The organism is uncultured Bacteroides sp. (assembly GCF_902491285.1).
In the GTDB taxonomy this organism is placed as follows: Bacteria; Bacteroidota; Bacteroidia; order Bacteroidales; family Bacteroidaceae; genus Bacteroides.
Genome location: NZ_CABUHK010000024.1, coordinates 47029 through 65219 on the forward strand (window position 1 = coordinate 47029; position 18191 = coordinate 65219).

The following is an 18191-nucleotide window of genomic DNA, read 5'->3' on the forward strand; positions in this document are numbered from 1 at the left end:
CAATCCAATCGAAAAAACGGGGTAATCAAAAAGTCACTTTATTTACATAAAAAGAGTAATAAGGTATAATTTATGCCCTTGAGAGTTTCGCGGAGCTTGCGATAGGCTATTTTTTTTAACGTATGGACAGTCCCTTCTGAGATTTGCAATTTGTTAGCAATCTCATGGTTTTTTAAGCCTTTCATAGAATATAAGATGATATTCCGCATTTGAGTAGGCAATTCTTCTACCGCTTTGCGAACTATGCGGAATGTTTCCTGCTCAATTATGGCTGCTTCGAAACCGTTATCAAACTCTTCTTGTCCAGAGAAAACAGGAATTTCTAATTGTTCATGTTTGAGATGATTCAGACATTTATTTCTGGTGACGGTATAAAGGAAACTTTTTACTTTCGGGATGTCATTGAAATCTTCTTTTCGTTCCCAATATGCTAGTAATGCATCTTGTGCGATATCTTTGCAGACTTCTTTGTCATCAATATAGTGGGAGGAGAAAACACAAAGAATAGGGTAGTAGTCATCAAATAGCTTTTTGAAAGCGTTTTTGTTACCCCGTTTTATGTCTGCAATGATATTTTCTATATATATGCTCACTATTTAGAGTCGGATTGCGATAAGCGGTATGTTATCCAATCTTGCTTATTTTCTTCAATTTCTCTTCTTCGATGATTTTTATCTTTCTTCCGTCGATAGTAATCAGTCTCTCCGTAGCAAACTGGGACAGCGTGCGGATAGCGTTCGAAGTAGTCATATTCGAAAGATTTGCCAAATCTTCGCGTGACAGGTAAATACTCAGGGTTGAACCGTCTTCTTCCAGTCCATAACTTTCTTTCAGGAAAATCAAGGATTCTGCGAGACGTCCGCGGATATGTTTTTGGGTCAGATTGACAGTGCGTTCATCGGAGATGCCAAGGTCGATAGAAAGCTGGCGGATAAAGAACATTGCCAAGTCATTATTTTGGGCAACTAAAGTAGTAATGGCACTCATTGGTATAAGACAGACAACAGAAGGCTCGAAAGCAGCGGCGGCAGTTACAAAATCCTGTTTGGCAAAATAGGCACGATAGGCAAAGTATTCGCGTGGCTTAATCATGCGGATAATCTGACTTCTACCCCCTACGCCATCTTTAAAGATTTTGACTTTGCCACTGATGAGGCACATCAGATGAGATGGTGTTTCGCCTTCACAATAGATGGTTTCATTCTTTTTGTAGGTCTGTATCGTATAATTATTCATCAGAAACTCCTTTTGTTCATTATTCAAAGGAGCTATCATATCGGATAGTGGTTCCGAAATATCGATGTCTGACATGTTCATTTTTACCATGGGTGCTACAAAACTGTGTTATACAGCACAAAAGTAAAAATAAAAAATGAGAAAATGAACGAATCTATAAAAAGATTGCACAAAAGCGGTAGCTTTCGTGCAATCTTGAAAACATTTTATTTAGTAAATAACAGTTCCCTATACTTCGGTAGAGGCCATATTTCATCGTCTACTTCCATTTCTAAATGGTCGATGTGATCTCGTATCTGGTCGAGATACGGACGCACTTTATCTTCGTATGCAAATGCTCTTTCCTTGTAGTTTTCAAGGTGGTTGGCTACTTTTCGCGCTTCGGTCATTTCACGGACCAGTATTTTAATGGAGGTCACCCGGTGGGAGATCTCACGAATCAACTCTTTACGGTCGGCGCTCAACACTTCGTATTCTTCGGCAGAGAAGATTTCCTTCATTCCGCGAAGATTTTCGAGCAGGCGATTCTGATAAGCCACGGCAGTCGGCACGATGTGGTTGATAGCGAGGTCGCCCAATACACGGCCTTCAATCTGAACCTTCATGGTGTATTTCTCCAATTCCACTTCCAAACGGCTGTTCAACTCCGTTTCGTTGAAAATGCGTTCGCCGATAAGTACGGATTTGGATTGATTGTCAACGTAGTGCATCAGAGCTTCCGGGACGTGGCAGATGTTGGTCAGTCCGCGGCGTGCAGCTTCCTGTTTCCATTCTTCGGAATAGCCGTCGCCTTCGAAACGGATCGGTTCGGAAGCGATGATTGTCTCTTTCAGCAGACGGAAGATAGCTTCGTCTTTGCCTACTCCTTCCTCCATAAGCTTTTCCACCGATGCGCGGAATTCGTTCAACTGGTTTGCCATGGCAGCGTTGATAGCAATCATGGCGGCGGCACAGTTGGAAGAAGAACCTGCGGCACGGAACTCAAACCGGTTTCCGGTGAAGGCGAAAGGGGAGGTACGGTTACGGTCGGTTGTGTCGAGCAGAATTTCGGGTATACGTCCGATACCCAGTTTCAGCGTTGTCTTTTCTTCTGGGGTCATTTTCTCGTTTCCCACCTGGCGTACAATTTCGTCAAGAGTTGCCGAAAGTTGTGAACCCAGAAAGCAGGAAAGAATAGCGGGAGGAGCTTCGTTGGCTCCCAGGCGGTGACTGTTGCTGGCACTCATAATAGAAGCACGCAATAGATTCTGGTTCTTATAAACCATCATCAGCACATTCACCAGGAAAGTAAGGAATAGCATATTTCCTTTCGGATTCTTGCCCGGTGCAAACAGGTTGACGCCTGTGTCGGTGCAAAGAGACCAGTTGTTGTGTTTGCCGGAGCCGTTCACGCCGCTGTAAGGTTTCTCGTGCAGAAGTACGTTGAAGTGATGCTTGCGGGCAATGCGTTTCATCAAGTCCATGACGAGCTGATTATGGTCGTTTGCCAGATTACAGTTCTCGAAGATAGGAGCCAGCTCGAACTGGTTGGGTGCTACTTCGTTATGACGGGTCTTGGCGGGAATCCCCAGTTTATGACATTCTATTTCGAGTTCTTTCATAAATGCAGTGACGCGCGGCGGGATAGAACCGAAATAGTGGTCTTCCAACTGCTGGTCTTTGGCAGAAGAATGTCCCATCAATGTCCGTCCGGTCAGACAGAGGTCGGGGCGTGCATTATATAAGGAAGAGTCGACAAGAAAATACTCCTGTTCCCATCCCAAGTTTGTATAGACGCGCGTCACGTTCTTGTCGAACAACTGGCATACCTCCGTAGCCGCTTTATCTACGGCAGCAAGTGCCTTCAACAACGGAGTCTTGTAGTCCAGTGCTTCGCCCGTATAAGAAATAAAGATGGTAGGGATACAAAGAGTCGTATCTACTACGAATGCCGGTGAAGAGACATCCCATGCCGTATAACCGCGTGCCTCGAAAGTATTGCGGATACCACCGTTGGGAAAAGAAGAAGCGTCCGGTTCTTGCTGGATAAGTAATTTTCCGGAGAAGCGTTCGATAACTCCGCCGTCTTCACCAAACTCGATAAAGCCGTCATGCTTTTCGGCTGTTCCGTCTGTCAGAGGTTGGAACCAGTGTGTGTAATGAGTGACGTTGAGTGACTTGGCCCAGCTTTTCATACCGTTGGCAACCAGGTCTGCCACTTCGCGGCTGATAGGCGTACCCTTTTCGATGGCATCGGTCACAGCCTTATAGGCTTCCTTAGGAAGATACTCCTGCATCTTCTTGCGGTCGAACACGTGGCTACCATAATAATCAGAGAGTTTGTTGGAAGGAGCAGTAACTTCCAAAGGTTTCCGGTTGGAAAGCTCTTGTAATGCAAAAAATCTCATTTTAGACATAAATGGTCTGTTTTTTATCGGTTGATGGCGCAAAATTATATGTTTTTTCTGAAAGTACCCCTATTTTTTAGGGGGTAATTTGGGGAAATAGTATATTTTTTGAGAAATACCCCTCTGGTATAATAGACGGATTTAGCAGACTAGGGTAATTCCATGCCACATTTTTGTTTTTATTTTAAGTATTATACGGGGAAAAACAAAAATGTGGCAGAGCTTATAATCAATGATTTAGTACTAAAAATAGCCCTGAAATAAGAGAAGTTTACAGAAAACTTATATAGAGTTTTTGCTTTTTTGGGAAGATAAACTGCATTTTCTTTTCAATTATTTGAATTTCAGTATTTTGACTGTTCTGTTGTCATGTTTCCATCCTTTTTCCACTTCTACATATTGTTCCAGTTCCTTTGTCGTGATGCCTCTTCCCGTATTCAGTCCCATCTTCTTGTATACCTGTTTGAGCATGCTTTTTATTTCCTGAACGGAAAATTCGGAACCTGCGGGAAAAGTACGTTGGATGGCCGTCCGCATTTGTCCCGATTTCTTAATCGTATGTTCGCTGCTGACATTCAATGCCGTACGCAGTTTGTTCTCGTTATAATCGGATTCCCGGATAAATTCAGCTCCGAACCGGCAGAAACAATCGTATATATACCTGTCGGCGGTCGAAGTAATCAGATTTCCTAACATACGTTGGTAACGCTTTTGCAGTTTCTTGTCAGTGGCTCTATTTATCTTCTCCATCTCTTCCAGTTTGCGGACGATAAGCTCCGCCCGCTTTTTCTTTGCCAGTCGGTGCTGGATTGCCATACGCTCATTGTCCGAAATCGGCATAAGGCGTTCTTCATGTGAGAACTCAAAATAATTGGTCTGCTGATAGGCATTACACAACAGCTCGGTAGATGTATATAGACGTTTCACTTGTTCCTTCTCATAGAAATTAGCTATCAGGAACGGATCGGGTTTTCCGTTCTCGTCCAGATAAGGAAGATAGGAATTTTCTCCAATAGCTTCCTGCAATAAGGTACGTTCGCCTATATTCGACGTCCGTGCCAGTTGTGCTTTCCATCCGTTGAAAACGGTAGTTGCTCCCTGAATCCAGCAGTCAATTTCCGATGAAGACATACATTCCAGTTCCGGACGGATAGAAGCAATATGTGTCACACTGTTTACTCCGCCCCGGAAACGCCCGATGATTTGGATAGCTTCGGTAGCCGGGTCGATAACCGATTGTGCGGCGCCGTATAAATCGCTGATGAAAATCACATGCGGGGGATTCTTGCACACGATGTCTACTGCCGAATAGAAACGTGAGGTGAAGAAATTATAGCGTTCCAGTTCGGTAATCATCATTGATTTCTTGCGTCGGTTACCTTTCCATAGTTTGTATTGCCCGTCTTCGCTGCAAAAAGTACATGCATTACTCAGTTCGGGTATCAATCGGTAAAAACTGTCTATCGAGTCGATGCTGTTGCAGAAGATGCAGACCGTTCCGCGCTTCGCTTCAATCACTTCCTGCAATGTTTCCAGTACATTATTCGTAGTGATAAGTTTCAGCTTTTGGCGATATGCGTAATCCGGTTTAATCAGTACGCGTGTAAAGCCGTCGAAACGATTATCCTTTTCGGGTATGATAGGGGTGGCGGATATCAGTGCCTTGTTTTGGAAATGAAAGAAATCGTTCATCGGTTCGCGGATAGAATCACGGTAATGTACGTCCTGCACTAACTTCTCGCATTCATCAAACAGGATGAAACATTCTGTGTACATATCTATCCCCACCGCTTGCATTGCTTCCTTGATTTTCGTGAAACCTTCGGGAGTAGTCAACAACTTGTAATCTTTATCACGGTTTTCTTCCAGAAAATCAGCTACCTTCCGGATAGTCACCCCTTTGTAGACAGCCAGCGCGTTCTTGTGCTTCTTCGCTTTCGACTCGATAACAGGTACGTTAGGTTCGATAATGATCGATTTCCGCTGTGCTGTCAGTTCGCAATGTGTAGCTCCCAGTCCGGGCAGTAACTTGTTGATGATACAATTGGTCGGGATAAAGTCTTTACCGGCGCGTTTCAGTGCATCCGCGAAGTACTCACCTTTTCGGATGGAGTAAGTTCTGTCGTATTCCATATTGTTTTAGTATTTTCGTTTGTTATGTCTTTCAGGATTGTATTTCTCAAATCCTGCCGCAGTTATCCGTCTCTTCAAGCGCTTTTCCGCTTTGAATACGATATTCTTCACTTCTATGGATTCCGCGCGATGGTTTTTGCCGGGCTCTTTGTCTTCACAGAAACTGCCATTGAGGGAGAAACTGCCAAAATCGTCCAGATTGAGAATATTGCCATTTCTCAGAATGGCTTCTATGCCTTCCAATACCATGCTGAGGATTTTGTATACATCGCCTTTGGAAATGTTATGCTTGTCGGCCAGATACTCAACGAACGCTTTGGTGTCCAGTGTATCCCATGATAATAGTTGTACCCGTACATTAGTTTCTTTGTCACCACTGAAAGTATCTGCAAAGCGGGTTGTCTTGTAAAGTATGCTCATAATAATTCCTTTTAGATTATCACTGTTTGTTGCAGTTGGGCATTCACCGGAATGGATTAGTGTAACTGGATTGTTGCACAAGTGTATCTGGCTAGTTGCCCAAGTGCAACAGATTAATTCAAGCGGATGAAATTGCTAAAAGATAAGGGGAAATTATTAATCTGTGTGGTAGAAGTGATTAATTCTTCCTTATGAATTGGTAAAAACATCTTGTCGTTTATAATATTGCAAAGGTAGAAAAAAGATATTGTGCGGCAAAGGAAAGAGCGTTTTTTCGAAAAAAGATAATAAAAAGTTTGATTATATGTGAAGAAGTACGTTACTTTGCAGCATCATTCACAAATTAAAAGCAGGCAATATGAAGACAGGTCTATTTTTCTTACTGGTATTATCATTTTTATATGGATACAATAGTATTGATGAAGATAACGGTAAACTATCTCTGAATCCCTCCACTAACCATATTATATCAAAAAAAGTGCAATAATCTTATTTCTTTTTGAGGTTTTGCTAATAAAACACAAACGATATAACAAACTAAATATTTATATAAGATGAAAAAGAATTTATATTTTGTGTTAATTCTGTTATTCCCAATACTATTGGGTTTGGGTAGTTGCTCTTCTTCTGATGATGACTGGATTGATTTGAACTCTGAAGAAATAATAGGGACATGGTCTACTGGTACGGAAGGTGTTCATAAATACCTGAAATTCGAGAATGATGGGACTGGATATTACGCACTTCTCAACGGGGCTGATTTTGCAACCAATTATTTGTTTACCTATAAAATCTCAGGTAACAATATTAATATTGTAATCACTTATTCTGATGGTGGAAATAAGCTCGAGGGACAGGAAAGAGTATGGGAATGTTTGTTCTCAAAAGATGTCTTGAAAATAAGCAATGGTCAGGAAAGTGGAACTTATAAGAGAATAGAATGATTTTCTATATAAGTTAATCTATCATTTCAGTACTTGTCATTTAATGAATTTCTAAATATTAAAGATGTGATTATGAATAAAATTCTTATTTTTCTTTTAGTTGTTTTGCCTATTGGTTTATGTGCGCAGAATTCTTCTAAAATAGAGGAGGTCAAAGAAGTTTCGTTGAGCAAAAATGAATTGTTCTCAAAAGCTAAGATGTTTATTTCGGATAAATGGAATAATCCTACACATTCAATACAGAATGAGGATAAAGATAGTGGAATAATACAAGTTAAAACGGAAAAAGAATTTTCTATTAGCGTGGGGATGGGGCTAAAATGTGTATATAAGTATGAGTATTTGACGAAGTTTAGGTTTAAAGATAACAAATATAAAATAGAAATATACGATATAAATTGTGTCTCAGCAGAACAAACGGGTGCCGGTAAGGTATATAGTGTGCCTTTAATTCCATATTTTACAGGAGATAATGTTCCTGATACTAAAAAAATGGGACGTGGAATTTCTAAGAAAAAAGCGATTGAAATGATGGATGAATTGCGGGCTGAGTTCAATGCAATATTAACTCAATATAATAAGTATATTTCAATAGAAGATGATTTCTAATTAGAGAACTGGCAAAGTGTTATTTGAGGTATCTATAAACAATAATATCAATATATAGTTATGAAAAAGATATATAGTTTGTTTCTTGTTCTATTTATAGCGAATTATATTTATTCTCAGGATTCTCATATTGAATTTAAGGGAATATCTTTAGATGGGAGTTTGTCTTCTTTTGTGGAGAAAATGGAGAAGAATGGTTTTACTTTACAAAAATCCCCAAGAGAGCATGTGGCTTTAATGAAAGGTTTGTTTACAGGCAAATGGGTAGAAGTCTTAATTCTCTCTTCTCCTAAAACGAAGACTGTATGGAAGGTTAGTGTTTACTATTCAAAACAGGAATCATGGACATCTTTGAAAAGTGATTATAATGAAATGGTGGAACTTTTTACAAAAAAATATGGAGAGCCTAAAGATCATTTTGAGTTTTTCTCTTCACCATATTATGAAGGAGACGGATATGAATTACAAGCATTACGTAAAGAAAAATGTAATTATATAAGTTTTTGGACACTTGACAAAGGGGGGATTATAGTAGATATTAATCAGTATGGACAAATTCAGGTTAGATATGAAGATAAAGTAAATGTGAAGATAAAGGAGAAAGAAGAAGATGAAAATTCATTGAATGATATTTAATTTGCTATCTTTTATTTCCTATACTAAAATGGTTATGTATGTAGGAGAGGGGCTATCTGTAATGCTGGATAGTCCCTCTGTCTTTTATTACTAGTTTTCTTCAATAACTCTTTTTAGTACCCCAATCTCCTTGCTTTTCGATATTCTTTTTTATATTTGCCTACGTTAATGAAGGAGATACGACGATTGAGAGATAAAATACTGATAGGATGCATACTATGCATGTTCTCTTTTACTTTAAAGGGGGCAGCTGGTAACTATATAATGAATCCTTATACCCGTCAGGAAATTTCTGCCGATTCCATCATTGGGCGTGTCATGACTTTTGCGCCTTTATATGAAACGATAGTCAGTGATTATCGTGCCAACCTATATATAAAGGGTAAGATGGATATTCAGAAAAAGAATTTTATCCTTCGCTATGTACCTTCTATGTTCCGTTTGCAAAAGGGGGTGCGCGAGTATCTGCTCGAAACTTACAGTGACCTTCATTATACCGCTCCCAATATATACGATCAGAAAGTAAAAGCCTCACAGGGAACTGTAAGGGGAAACAGAGGACTGCCGGGATTGCTCGAATATTTTAATGTGAACATCTACTCTTCTTCTCTGCTGAATGACGAACGGTTACTGTCGCCATTGGCCAAGAACGGGCAAAAATATTATAAATACCGGATAGACAGTGTGATGGGAGACCCGAATAATCTGGATTATCGGGTACGTTTTATTCCCCGGACAAAGAGTGACCAGTTGGTAGGCGGTTACATGATTGTCAGTAGTAATGTCTGGAGTGTCCGGGAAATCCGTTTTTCGGGACGGTCGGAACTGATAACATTCACCTGCTGGATTAAGATGGGAGACGTAGGCAAGAAAAATGAATTTCTGCCTGTGCGTTATGATGTGGAAGCCCTTTTTAAATTTCTTGGCAATAAGGTTGATGGCAACTACACCGCTTCTTTAGATTACAAATCCATCGAACTGAAAGAAAAGAAAGTGCGCAAGAAAGAGAAGACGAATTATAATCTGTCGGAATCATTCTCTTTGCAATGCGACACGAATGCCTATAAGACAGATGCTTCGACTTTTGCCATCATGCGACCTATCCCTTTGGATGAAAACGAGAAGAAACTGTACAGTGATTATAGGTTGAGGCGTGATACGGCTATTATACAGAAACCGTCCAAGAGCCAGTCTTTCTGGGGGACAATGGGCGACCTGATGGTGGAAGATTACAAATTCAATCTGTCTAATATCGGAAGTGTCCGCTTCTCTCCGTTTATAAACCCGCTCCTGTTCAGTTATAGTGGAAGCAACGGTTTGTCTTATCGGCAGGATTTTCGCTACAACCGTCTTTTCAGGGGAGATAAATTGCTCCGTATAGTGCCTAAACTCGGATATAATTTTACCCGCAAGGAGTTCTACTGGTCATTGAATGCCGACTTTGAATATTGGCCGCAGAAACGGGGATTCTTCCGCCTGAATGTGGGTAATGGTAACCGTATTTATAGTAGTAAGGTGCTGGACGAGTTGAAAGCAATGCCGGACAGTATCTTTAATTTCGATTTGATTCATCTTGATTATTTCAAGGACTTGTATTTTAACTTCCGGCATACTTTGGAGGTAGTCAACGGTTTGGATATTAGTCTGGGGTTCTCCGCTCACAAGAGAACGGCTGTGGAGCCTTCCCGCTTTGTGATAACCGGTGATTATCCGATGCCGCCTCCGGAATTTATGGAGAAATTCAAGAATACCTATATCAGTTTCGCTCCTCGTATCCGGGTGGAATGGACGCCGGGACTCTACTATTACATGAATGGAAAACGAAAGATAAATCTCCGTTCTTTATATCCTACCTTCTCGGTCGATTACGAGCGGGGCATCAAAGGTGTATTCAAAAGTACAGGCGAATATGAAAGGATAGAGTTCGACCTTCAACATCAAATCCGGTTGGGACTGATGCGTAATATCTATTATCGTTTCGGATTTGGCGCATTCACCAATCAGGATGAATTGTATTTTGTGGATTTTGCCAACTTCTCCCGTCACAATCTTCCTGTAGGTTGGAACGATGAAATTGGCGGTGTGTTTCAGGTGCTCGACGGACGTTGGTACAACTCTTCCCGCCGTTATGTACGCGGACATTTCACTTATGAAGCTCCATTCCTTATACTGAAGCATCTGATGAAATATACCCGCTACGTACAGAATGAACGGATTTACGTCAGCGCCCTTGCTATGCCTCATCTTCAGCCTTATCTGGAAGTGGGATATGGCATCGGTACACATATTTTTGATGTCGGAGTTTTTGTGAGCAGTGAGAACTGGAAGTTCGGTGGAATAGGCTGCAAATTTACATTTGAGTTATTCAACCGATAGTTTTTTACGCTCTTGTTGCGTAAATCGAAAGATTTTTCTACCTTTGTATAGAAGAGGATGAGGACAAAATTTAGCACAAAAGAGGTGTAGTCGCCTCATAAGCACAGGTATTTTCCTAGAAAATAAATTCTTAGGTATAAATACCTAAATTTATTTTAGTAAATAACTCATCCTCTTCTCTCTTTTTTATATACATGATACAAAATGGACGGTATTTTAATAACGATACTTATAATCACTGGTTTCCTGATTTATAGAATGATTTCTTCGAGTAGGAAGCAAGAGGGCTATAAAAGGTGGAAAGCAACAGCAGGTGGGAAAGAGAAAAATCCTTCCGAGTCCGAATCTGGGCATGGCATCTGGCTTCAACGAGCTCTAGGGGTAACTGCTCCACGTGCTCCATATGTTCCCAAGTTTGATGAAGAAGCGGTCGTTTGGTGCGCCAGCCTATTGGGGGTAGAAGCCAACAAACTGAAAGAAATACTCGAAAATATCCCTGCCCATTATCACGAGTTTTGGGTAAGAAAAAGAAAGGGCGGGTATCGGATGATTTCCGCTCCGCATAAGGAACTTCAATCTATTCAGACAATTATCAACACCCGGATCTTATCATCGGTGACTACCGTTCATCCGGCAGCAGTCGGCTTCCGTTGCGGACATTCGGTGATTGACAATGCCGGTCCTCATTTGGGAAAGCGGTATGTGTTGAAAATGGATATTCATGATTTTTTCTTTTCTATACGAAGTCCGAGGGTGAAGGATACATTCGAGAGGATGGGATATCCGGCGAATGTGGCAAAAGTCTTTAGGATATTGTGTTGTCTGCATAATTGCTTACCTCAGGGAGCTCCTACAAGTCCGTCATTGAGTAATATTGTCGGCTACGAGATGGATAAGAAATTATCTGCGTTGGCTGCAGAGTATGGGTTGACATATACCCGCTATGCCGACGACTTGACTTTCTCGGGCGATGTGTTTCCTAAAGACCGGATAATTTCTCGGATTAAACAAATAATCCGGGACGAGAAATTTGAGCCGAATCATAAAAAAACTCGTTTCCTGCATGAGTATGACAGGAAGATTATCACAGGAGTATCTGTCAGTTCCGGTGTGAAACTGACGATACCTAAAACAAGAAAGCGGGAGATTCGGAAGAATGTTTATTTCATTCTGACAAAAGGATTGGCGGAACATCAGCATAGGATTGGTTCCAAAGACCCTGCCTATTTAAAACGGCTTATCGGGGAACTTTGTTATTGGCGGTCGATAGAACCGGATAACGTTTATGTATCCGATTCTATTATAGCCTTGAAACGTTTGGAGCAACGGTATTAATCAGTCTTTAACGGTATTAATAGGCAATCGTTACCCGTTCATTCTCTATTTTTGCATAATCTCTTTTCACTGCTTCGCGGATTCCTCTCTGCATGGCAGCGTCTATGGTCGAACCCATGCGGGGAAAGCCGAATGTCTGCGCACATGCTTTTACCAAATCTGCTATAGGCAGGCTGATGGAGTCGGTTAGTATCTGACGGATGGCATTGGCTATTTCTTCAGGGGATATATCTGTTACATCCCGGTCGGAAACCGGTCGGTAAGCCGGATACGAACAGCATTGCTCTTTATCTTTCCAACAATAAACATATCCGTCATGTTCCGTGCGGTAGATATTCAGTGTATCGAGGATAGCTTCTATGTGAGCTTCTATCCGTGGTCCCAGGCGGCTAATTCCCCATTCGGACAGAATCTTCTTGCAAAGTAACGATTTACTGACAGGAGCTTCGTTCTCTATAATTTTCCGTATTTGGGAAACAAGGATGGGGGAACTTTCCGTGAGGAAGAAATCTTCGGACAGATATTTGTCCGGAGTGACTTCGGCGGATTTATACTTCTGCTGCCTGTTTGGTTTAATGGGAACAGAATCCTGCTGCTTCTTGGCAGCAACTGGAGATGCTTTGAGAGGAAATGAGGTTTCATTTGCATTCCCTTCGGAGATTGAAACAGGCTCTTTGTTTTGTTTTTCTTCTGTTATGGTTGTTGGAATAGTATTGGTTTTAACATGGTTGGTTTCAATACTTGTTTTCGATTCAGCACCTGCTTTTGATTCTTTCTTTTGGGAGATTGCTTCCTGTATGGACGCAATTACTTCATCCGGCTTTTCCCACCAGTCCATTGTCCATATGCGGCAGATGTTCCAGCCGAGTGCTTTCAGGACATTATTCTGAACAATTTCCCGGTCGCGTGCGGTTTTAGTACGTTTGTAATTTTTCCCGTCGCAGATGATGCCTAGTTGGTAATTGGACTCGTTTTGGGTATCTACTATGCCTATATCTATTTTATAACCTGAGCATCCGATGTCGGTATGCACCGTGTATCCCAGTGAACGCAACTTGTCGGCAATGATTTTTTCGATAGAAGCAGATGTTTCCGGTAGTGAACCGGCAGAACCATTGATGACGTTTCTTGTTCCTTTCTCTGCGTATTCCAGGAAACGTTTTAGTCCGGCTACTCCGACGGAAGAAGTCCGGTTCAAGTCTATCATGTCCGACCGTAGGGTAGAGTAGATTATCATCTTGTACCGGGCACGGGAGACTGCTACGTTGAGTCTCCTTTCTCCACCCGCACGGTTTAGCGGGCCGAAGTTCATGCTGACACGTCCTGCGGCATCCGGCCCGTAACCTACCGAAAAGAGAATCACGTCCCGTTCGTCTCCCTGCACGTTCTCCAAGTTCTTGATAAATAGCGGCTCTTCACATTCCAAAGCAAGTGTTTCCAGTTCGGGGTGGGCAATAAAGAGGTCGGACAATAAATCTTCTATTAAAGCCTGCTGGACGATGCTGAAAGTGACTACGCCGATGCTTTTCTTCCTTAATTCATCGTTTCTCAATCTTCTTTCAATTTCATCGACTACTGCTTGTGCTTCCGCCCGGTTCTGACGCGACTTGCCTTTGTCATAATAGCCGTTGATATTCACCATTCTGACTTTGGATTCGATATTGTCCGGAGAAGGGAATGTCATCAACTTATTGTCATAATATTCGGAATTGCTGAAAGCGATAAGACTTTCGTGTTTGCTTCGATAGTGCCATAGCAAGTACTTGGAAGGAATAGACAAGGCGAGGCAATCATCAAGTATACTCTCCAAATCTTCCATTTCAATATTATCTTCGTCAATGGTATTGACCGAGAAGAAGTTTGTCGGCGGCATCTGTTTCGGGTCACCTACAATAACCACATTCTTGCCTCGGGCAATGGCGCCTACGGCTTCATAAGTCGGCATCTGCGATGCTTCGTCAAAGACTATCAGGTCAAACTTGTCCGCATCCGTATCAATGAATTGGGCAACGGAAAGAGGACTCATCAGCATGCACGGGCACATACGCGACAACAACGTCGGAATTTGGTCGAACAACTTACGGATGGATATACCGCGTGCATTGTTGCGGATGTTCTTCTGGAGTATGCCAACTTCGGAGCTTTGGATAGCTTCATGAGTGAAGGATGGAATATTGGAAGCCAATCTGGCAAACAACTCCTTTTTGGTCGTTTCTTCGAATTGAGTGGATATTAGCTTGTACTTCGCTATAATATCATTGAATATCTTGCCATTGAATAACTCCAAAGTCGGTTCTTTGGAAATGATATACTGAATGGCAACCTGATAAAAGCTCTTGTAGAAACTGCCGGCAAGTTGGGCGGTAGGGATATTCTTCTCTTTATATTCCGTAGCTATAAATCCGATGTTAAGTCTGTCGAGCGTCCGGTAAGCTTGTAACCATTGATACCAGTCTTTGAGCTTATCCAAATTCTCTTTCCATGTTTGGGCTTTTGATATGCCTGTGTTTATCCAATCGGTGGAATTTATATAAAGCTCTACTGCTGATATGCCTAAAGTTCCGGAAAGTTTGTGTTCTATGTTCACGAGTTCATTCGCATACCGATGTAACTCATTGAGAGAATGGGCATGAATATCTCTGAATGTTTGTGTTCCTTCAGTCAGTTGTACAGACAGGTTGCGTTTGATTTGTGAGACTTTGGCGACATCTTTCGAATAGCTCAACAAATGTGAATGGAGAGTAACCATGTCATTGATAATCTGTTCAATTACATTCCAATCTTCATTCTTGCCGAATCGTCCGAATAGGGTAGGCAGTTGGCTTGCGTATTTCTGAACGGCTTCTGCTTCTTCCTGGTATTGGACAATCTGGTGGAGCAATGGTTTGATGGTATCCGGCTCGATGGCTTTCAGTGCATATACATGGAGCGCTTTCTTTATTTTTCTTTGCCCGAAATACCTGGGAATAAACCACTGGGCGGATACTCGGTTCCACTCGGCTAACATTGCTTTGGCGTTCGTTTCCAGGATTTCTTTGGTGAATCCGGTTTCAATCGTCTTTCTTAGTTCGTCACGTTTACGACCATGGTTCACTACTTCACGATATTCATCAAGAGTCTCATTCAGCGATGGAAGAGTCAATAATCCGGGAGTAAGTTCGGGAATATCAAGTATTTCTCGGATAATGTTCGCAATCGTTTGAAAGTCTGTACGTGTGGGGTGCGTTTCCGTATCTGTCAGAAGAACGGAGAATGCGTTTAGTTTCTGTCGGATAACTTGTAGTAAGTCAATAAAGTCAGTGAGTGAACGTGCGGCTTCGTCCTTTCCGGCAGAAGAATATTCTGAAATAGAGATACCCGTCAACGGATGCTGGTAAGGGTGTCCGCACGCATTGGCTGTTCGTACCAAAGATTCGATGGCGTCTTCCCATCGGGTAAATGTTTCTTTATCCAATGTCTCCAAGTAGGAGAGGGGAATATCGAAACAAGGTTCGGCATCCGATGATTGAAAATGAACAATCGCATCATATAATGAAATGCCGAACGGATACTCTTTATGCAGGGCTTCGATATATTTATTCAACTCTGCCCGTAAGCCAAGTAAGCGTTCGGCTTCTTTCTTGAATGCTTCGGGTGGTGTCTGCCTGATGATTTCGGTCGTCTCTTTCAGTTGTGAGATAACCGCAGATTTCTTCGTCTTGTTAGAGTGGATTTCCAGGCAGAACGGAGCAAGGCCGATAGCGGCCAATCTGTTTTGGACAACGGAGAGGGCAGCCATCTTTTCTGCTACAAACAGTACCCGCTTACCTTTATAGAGCGCGTTGGCGATAATGTTGGTGATAGTCTGCGATTTTCCTGTTCCCGGTGGGCCGTGCAGGATAAAAGTTTGGTCGTGCACCGCTTCATATATGGCTTCCAGTTGGGAAGAATCGGCGATGATAGGTAATACGATATCGGCAGGAGACAGTTGCTTGTCCATGTAACTTGCGTCCATCTCTTCCGTAGCAGCTTCCCATTCTATCTTTCCGTTGATGAGGCTGGATACAATCTTGTTCTGAATCAGTTTGTGGGCATTGTTGTGAATATCATTCCACATGATAAACTTATTGAAAGAGAATATGCCCAGAATGGCTTGCTCTTCAACGTCCCATTTGCGTTGGTTTTTGATGCAGTTTCGGATGATGGAGTAGATTAACTTTACGTTCACACCGCTTCCGTCGGTTGGCAACGGGTCTAATCCGGGTACGCTGATGCCGAAATTTTGGCGTAGCATCTCCAATAATGTAATGTTCATCATTGTTTCCTCTTCACGGGAACGGATGACATATCCTCTAGCTGCCGATTTGCGGATGATTTCGACCGGTAACAGCAGTATCGGTGCGTAACGCGGACGTTCGCTGGAAGGAGTCTCATACCATTTCAGCAATCCCAATGCTAGATAAAGCGTATTGGCTCCGTTCTCTTCGATAGATGTCCGTGAAGAACGGTAGAGATGCGTCAATGCCTTGCCTAAATCATTCTCGGATAAGTAAAAACGCAATCTTTTCTGTGAAAGCTCCGAATTGACAAAATCGACAATCGGATTGGATTCGGGAACGGATGAATAGATGCCGAACTCCATAGCCGGACTTTCCCAGTCGGCAGGGCGGTGAAGGATACGGAACTCTTCCCCGTCCGCCAAAGCATCTTCCAGGCTGGCAAGATTTGCCGGAATAAGTTGGAGCGTATTTTTCGTAATACGGATATTCAGCAGGTTATTGCGCAGGCTTAAATCGAGCAGCCGCCTTTCCCATACCAACTGTTTGGTGATGGCTGTTTGAGTTTCGCTGCCTGATAAATCATAAGGATTAATACTTTGCGGCGTAGCATGAACCGTGTTCTTCTGGATAGTCAGTGGGTTTTCTCCTATTTCCCAAATCTGTCCGTGCAATATGCGTTGGGGGATGGGGCGGATTCCCGAATGTCTCGCTCTTTTCACATCTACCGCAAGTATGAAAGGAGTGCCGTCTTTCAGTTTGCCGTCCGCTTTCTTCACGGCATCGTCGAAGTCGGACTGATGCCCCATATTCATACAGGTCGTTTCCACTAAAGTGATGTCGTAGATTCCTTCTGCCGTCCTTTTGGTTAATAAGGAAACATCGTCTATTGTAGGGTCGGGAAAGGTTTCCGGCACTAGCCAGGCTCCCGCGAATGCATGACCTTGAGTAATGATGACAAGTGCGTTCAGCCCGATAGCTTCCAGGCACGAAGCATAGAGCAAGGACATATCCAGGCAAGTTCCCAGTTTCTGAGCCATCACGGAATCAGCCAGCCGGACACGTTGACCGTACTCTTCAAAACTTGCGGGAACGGTACTGTATATAATCTGCTGTTCTGAGATGGCGGTATAAATAGCTGCCATTTGCTTTCTTACCCTGTCCGGGTTGCGGCTTTGATATTCGTCGAGAGACGGGTTGTCCGTCCATTGTCCTAAGATGGCAGCCGCCCTTTTTATAATAGGTGAGATAGCGGTATGGTTGGGAGTGATAAAGGCGGCCAGCATTTCGGGGAGTATATTGAGTCCGCCCCATTGGTCATAAGCCAGAATGTCGATAGGGTAGGTCCGGGTAAATATCAGCGTTTCCCCGGAAGTGATTTCTACCTTCAGATTGCCGGATAAACGTTCGGTCAGTTGTGTGAGATAGTTGGCTGATAACGTGAGACTGGGCGATTGCAGAGATACTGTACTGTTAGCCGGAATCTGTTCGATAACCGTCGGTACAGTATTCCCGAAAGCCGGTTCAGCCGTGATTTGCACTTGTATGTCCTTTAATGGGGCAGAGGTTATGTTCTCAATGGAAAGTTGATGAATGACCGGTGCGCTGTTTTGTTGTATCGCAAAATTAATGAGCGGCAAATAGCCGAATTGTACCTTGACTTTGTCCAATCTCTCGTCCATGGCAAAAACTGTATATATTAAGACTTGCAATATTACAAAAAATACGGATATGACCATCTTTTATTCAGTCATTCTTTTGTCAGTCAAGAAAATATTCCTACCTTTGCGCCCGATTTATAGAAAATATAATGTCTTATTTAATTAAAGTATTAAACAATTTATTTATTAATGGAAAAC

At 42.4% G+C, this 18191-nt stretch carries 11 protein-coding genes; 5 read left to right on the forward strand and 6 right to left on the reverse strand.

Going from position 1 to position 18191, the window contains the following annotated elements:
* Positions 1-38: 38 nt before the first annotated feature.
* The 5 genes from RDN93_RS08470 to RDN93_RS08490 all read right to left on the reverse strand — a co-directional run bounded on the left by RDN93_RS08470 (position 39) and on the right by RDN93_RS08490 (position 6176).
* Positions 39-593 carry an RNA polymerase sigma-70 factor gene (locus tag RDN93_RS08470; RefSeq protein ID WP_308745107.1) on the reverse strand — a complete coding sequence of 185 codons (555 nt, stop codon included), beginning with the start codon at positions 591-593 and terminating at the stop codon, positions 39-41.
* 31 nt (positions 594-624) lie between these two features.
* Positions 625-1326: a Crp/Fnr family transcriptional regulator gene (locus RDN93_RS08475; RefSeq protein WP_073347808.1), complete on the reverse strand. Its 702-nt coding sequence runs from the start codon at positions 1324-1326 to the stop codon at positions 625-627.
* A 116-nt stretch (positions 1327-1442) separates the two neighbouring features.
* Complete coding sequence (locus RDN93_RS08480) at positions 1443-3632, reverse strand: glutamine synthetase III (protein WP_308745108.1); 2190 nt, start codon at positions 3630-3632, stop codon at positions 1443-1445.
* Between the two features lie 324 nt (positions 3633-3956).
* Positions 3957-5756, reverse strand: a complete 1800-nt coding sequence (locus tag RDN93_RS08485) for a hypothetical protein (protein WP_308745109.1) — start codon at positions 5754-5756, stop codon at positions 3957-3959.
* Positions 5757-5762: 6 nt separating this feature from the next.
* Entirely contained in the window at positions 5763-6176 is a 414-nt protein-coding gene (locus tag RDN93_RS08490) for an HU family DNA-binding protein (protein ID WP_308745110.1), read from the reverse strand.
* Between the two features lie 554 nt (positions 6177-6730).
* Here RDN93_RS08490 and RDN93_RS08495 point away from each other — a divergent pair.
* The 5 genes from RDN93_RS08495 (at position 6731) to RDN93_RS08515 (ending at position 12076) form a co-directional block, all read left to right on the forward strand.
* The gene (locus RDN93_RS08495) at positions 6731-7120 is read left to right on the forward strand and encodes a DUF5640 domain-containing protein (RefSeq protein WP_308745111.1); all 390 of its coding nucleotides are present in this window, start codon (positions 6731-6733) and stop codon (positions 7118-7120) included.
* Between the two features lie 72 nt (positions 7121-7192).
* Complete coding sequence (locus RDN93_RS08500; RefSeq protein WP_308745112.1) at positions 7193-7729, forward strand: DUF4468 domain-containing protein; 537 nt, start codon at positions 7193-7195, stop codon at positions 7727-7729.
* 60 nt (positions 7730-7789) lie between these two features.
* Positions 7790-8365 (forward strand): hypothetical protein, encoded by a 576-nt coding sequence (locus RDN93_RS08505; RefSeq protein ID WP_308745113.1) that lies wholly within the window; start codon positions 7790-7792, stop codon positions 8363-8365.
* Positions 8366-8533: 168 nt separating this feature from the next.
* Positions 8534-10741, forward strand: coding sequence for a DUF5686 family protein (locus RDN93_RS08510; protein WP_374047380.1), 2208 nt, complete (start codon positions 8534-8536; stop codon positions 10739-10741).
* A 204-nt stretch (positions 10742-10945) separates the two neighbouring features.
* Positions 10946-12076: a retron St85 family RNA-directed DNA polymerase gene (locus RDN93_RS08515; RefSeq protein ID WP_308745114.1), complete on the forward strand. Its 1131-nt coding sequence runs from the start codon at positions 10946-10948 to the stop codon at positions 12074-12076.
* Between the two features lie 16 nt (positions 12077-12092).
* Here RDN93_RS08515 and RDN93_RS08520 read toward each other — a convergent pair whose 3' ends face one another.
* Positions 12093-18014, reverse strand: a complete 5922-nt coding sequence (locus RDN93_RS08520; protein WP_308745115.1) for a DUF3320 domain-containing protein — start codon at positions 18012-18014, stop codon at positions 12093-12095.
* Between the last annotated feature and the right edge of the window lie 177 nt (positions 18015-18191).